The sequence below is a fragment of the Stenotrophomonas sp. P5_A9 genome (assembly GCF_056400525.1).
Map to the genome: position 1 here is coordinate 1 of NZ_JBFULC010000131.1, position 2,844 is coordinate 2,844.

Consider the following 2,844-nt stretch of genomic DNA (forward strand, 5'->3'; position numbering starts at 1 on the left):
ATATGGCTTTGCGCTACAAGCGAGCCATCACCGGCCAACCAAGGACGATCCTCGCTACTTCTACGCTCATCTGTTGGCGACCACTAGGCGCATGGAGGCCTCTGGGCTGGCAGCCAAGACGCGAGTCCTGGACGGGCGTATCAACGGCAAAGGCGAGATTGAGTGGATACGCGCCATGATCTCCGACCGCATTCATTCCCATTCCGCCCACAGCACCGCTCAGGCGAAGGCAGATCGCAGTGAACTGAGCCAGCGAATTGCAGTGCGTCGAGATGAGAGGATCTTCGTGAAAGGGTTGGCGAGCTTTGAGCAGCTCTTGGAGCACTACCGTAAGGCAGGCAGCCTTGTGGCAATCCCTGAGGGGCACACATCTGAGCAGGCGCGCCGAGACAAAGGCGTCGGAGCGATCAACGCGGTTGCGAGCGGCATCGAGCTTGCGCCGTCTCCGTTAGCAGGCTCTCTGAGTGATAGAGAGATCAGTGCAGGTATGGACGGCGAAGCTCAGTCAATAGCTCAGGTAGGGACACAAGGCCCTCAAGATAGGAATTGAGCGCCGTTGCCATGTGCTGGTCCACTCCGAATCCAGCGGCGTTCTGCTGCGAAATCCAGCTTTCTACATTGGTCTGGCGACGCTGCGCTTCTTGTTCGTCGAGTAGAGGTGCGGAGTGACTGGCCATGTCCATGATGGCGAGGAATCCGAGTAGTGGCGTTCCCCGATTCGTAGCACAAAATTCATTGCGGTCAAGATCGAGCGTTGCCTGCAAATCGGGATCACGGCTTCCCACCTTCGTTGACCGCTTGATTCAGGATCTCATACCACTGGTTCATCTCGTTCTCGCTTTGGAACGGGATGGACCACACGGGGTGATCCGTATCCCGGACACTCACAGTCAGCGTCCCCTGACACTTTGAGTTGTGCCAATGCTTCTCCCACGAGCGCACATTCGCCAACGGGTAGATCTTGACTGCATTGCGAGCACGGATCTTCAACCTCGAACGCTCGACTGAGATCGCCAAGCCGCCTTGCCCTCCAAAGTAGGAGCGTTCAAATTCTCGGCCAAAGGCCTCCCGCTGACTGCGGAATCGAAGAGCCTGATTGACACCGATGGCGACCAGCACGGCTGCGCACAAGACAAGCAAAAGGAGAAAGGTGCCAACGGTCATTGGATGTCCTGGGAGTTAGGGGGAGCGGTCAGATCGGTGGGGGAACTACTGGACCCGGCCAGTGATCTTCCAAGCACCGCCTACTTCGGTGAACGTGTAGACCCCGTCCATCTCATGGCCGAAGTCCCGTTCCATGGCCATGACCTGGCTCGATACGGAGCAGTTGTAGCTCGGTGCGCCCTCGGCCTTGACGCACTCGCCGCTTTGGAATTCCCTGATCTTGGCCTTGTCATTGCTGTTGTCTTTTACGTATTGCAAGAACGCGTTCTGACGGTCGTCATGGGACGGGCCGCCACCTGAGCAAGCTGCCAGGCAGGCGATCAACGCACCGATGACGGCAATGCGAACCTTAGACATGGGATTTCCTTGGGCTGAGTTCGGGAAAGAGACCGGTGACCAGGGCGGAAAGAGTGCGTCTATGGCCCTTGATCTTGACTAGGCTTGATGTTACTGAAAAAGTAACAGACAGCACAAGAGAGAAGCGCCATGCTCGTTCATCACATTGCCTGCCAGCGGTCTAGTTTTGGATTCGGAAGACGCTCGTCTGATCTTTGCTCATCGCCTACGCGAAGCACGMCTGAGGGCAGGGCTCACGCAGGAGGCCTTAGGCGTGGCCGCAGGGGTAGGCCCTGACGTGGCCCGCACACGCATCAATCGGTATGAAAAAGGCGTCAACGAGTGTGATCTGCGGACTGCTCAGCGTCTGGCCGAGGCTCTGGAGATGCCTTTGGCTGCGTTTTTCGCTAATGATGACGATCTGCAAGATTTGATTATTATTTATTCCAAGCTCCCCACATTTGAGCAGCAACTGCTTCTTTCCTACTTTAAGAAATTTTTACGTAGGAGGAATAAAAAAGAAGTGGGCCCCAAATAATTTAAGATCCTTTAGGGGGCTGTTAGGGGATTGCCAAATTTTAAGGCAAGAGCGCACTTATGGATTTTGCTCCGCAAATTCCGTGCGGCGCCTGTCGGCGCTTTTTGCGGTGGCTGGGCCACCTCGTCGATCCGCTTTCGCCGATCAACAAAGCGAGAAACCCTGTGACCAAGCGCTCAAAATTGCCTGCTATTTAGGCCTAGACAAGAAATGTTTCGCCCTTTTCCTGGATTTTCAAATCAATCTAGGAGCTTCAAGATGGCGATCTACCACGCAACCATGAAATCTTTCAGCCGCGGAAAGGGGGACTCGTCAGTCGCAGCAGCGGCCTACCGAGCTGGCTTTGACGTCCTCGATGTCGGCACTGGCCTCGGTCATAACTACTCGCGACGTCACGGCGTGGCCTTCCACCAGATGCTCGCGCCCAGAGGCGCTCCCAGTTGGTGCTTGGATGCCAAGAAGTTCTGGAACGCCAATGAGGCTGCCGAAACGCGCCTGAATGCCAGGGTCTGCCGGGAGATCGAAGTGTCTCTCCCCCATAGCCTATCTGCTGATCAGCGCCAAGAGCTCGCTCTTGCGCTGGGGCAACTCCTAGTGGATCGCTTTCAAGTCGCTGTCCTCGTGGCTGTGCATAAGCCGAGCAAACAGGGCGATCAACGCAACCACCACGTCCACTTGCTGATGTCTGCCCGCAAAGTGGGCGCTGATGGTTTAGGGGAACGAGCCTGCGCGGAGTTTGATGCTCGACAAGGGGGCGGAACACGCGCGCTACGGCAGATTAGAAAAGACATCGAACAGGTGATCAA

5 protein-coding genes are annotated in these 2,844 nt (G+C 56.1%); 3 read left to right on the forward strand and 2 right to left on the reverse strand.

What is annotated here, in order from left to right:
• On the forward strand, nucleotides 1–550 hold a 550-nt coding region (locus AC1DR7_RS20180), incomplete at its 5' end, for a plasmid mobilization protein (protein WP_478076661.1).
• Nucleotides 551–771: 221 nt separating this feature from the next.
• Here AC1DR7_RS20180 and AC1DR7_RS20185 read toward each other — a convergent pair.
• Both AC1DR7_RS20185 and AC1DR7_RS20190 read right to left on the reverse strand, forming a co-directional pair.
• Nucleotides 772–1,164 (reverse strand): hypothetical protein, encoded by a 393-nt coding sequence (locus tag AC1DR7_RS20185; protein WP_478052417.1) that lies wholly within the window; start codon nucleotides 1,162–1,164, stop codon nucleotides 772–774.
• A gap of 45 nt (nucleotides 1,165–1,209) precedes the next feature.
• Entirely contained in the window at nucleotides 1,210–1,521 is a 312-nt protein-coding gene (locus AC1DR7_RS20190) for a hypothetical protein (RefSeq protein WP_478052416.1), read from the reverse strand.
• Nucleotides 1,522–1,687: 166 nt separating this feature from the next.
• Between AC1DR7_RS20190 and AC1DR7_RS20195 the strand changes: the two genes are divergently transcribed.
• Complete coding sequence (locus AC1DR7_RS20195; protein WP_457322409.1) at nucleotides 1,688–2,038, forward strand: helix-turn-helix domain-containing protein; 351 nt, start codon at nucleotides 1,688–1,690, stop codon at nucleotides 2,036–2,038.
• A gap of 258 nt (nucleotides 2,039–2,296) precedes the next feature.
• Nucleotides 2,297–2,844 (forward strand): MobA/MobL family protein (locus tag AC1DR7_RS20200; RefSeq protein ID WP_478076662.1); only part of this gene is annotated, 548 nt, incomplete at its 3' end.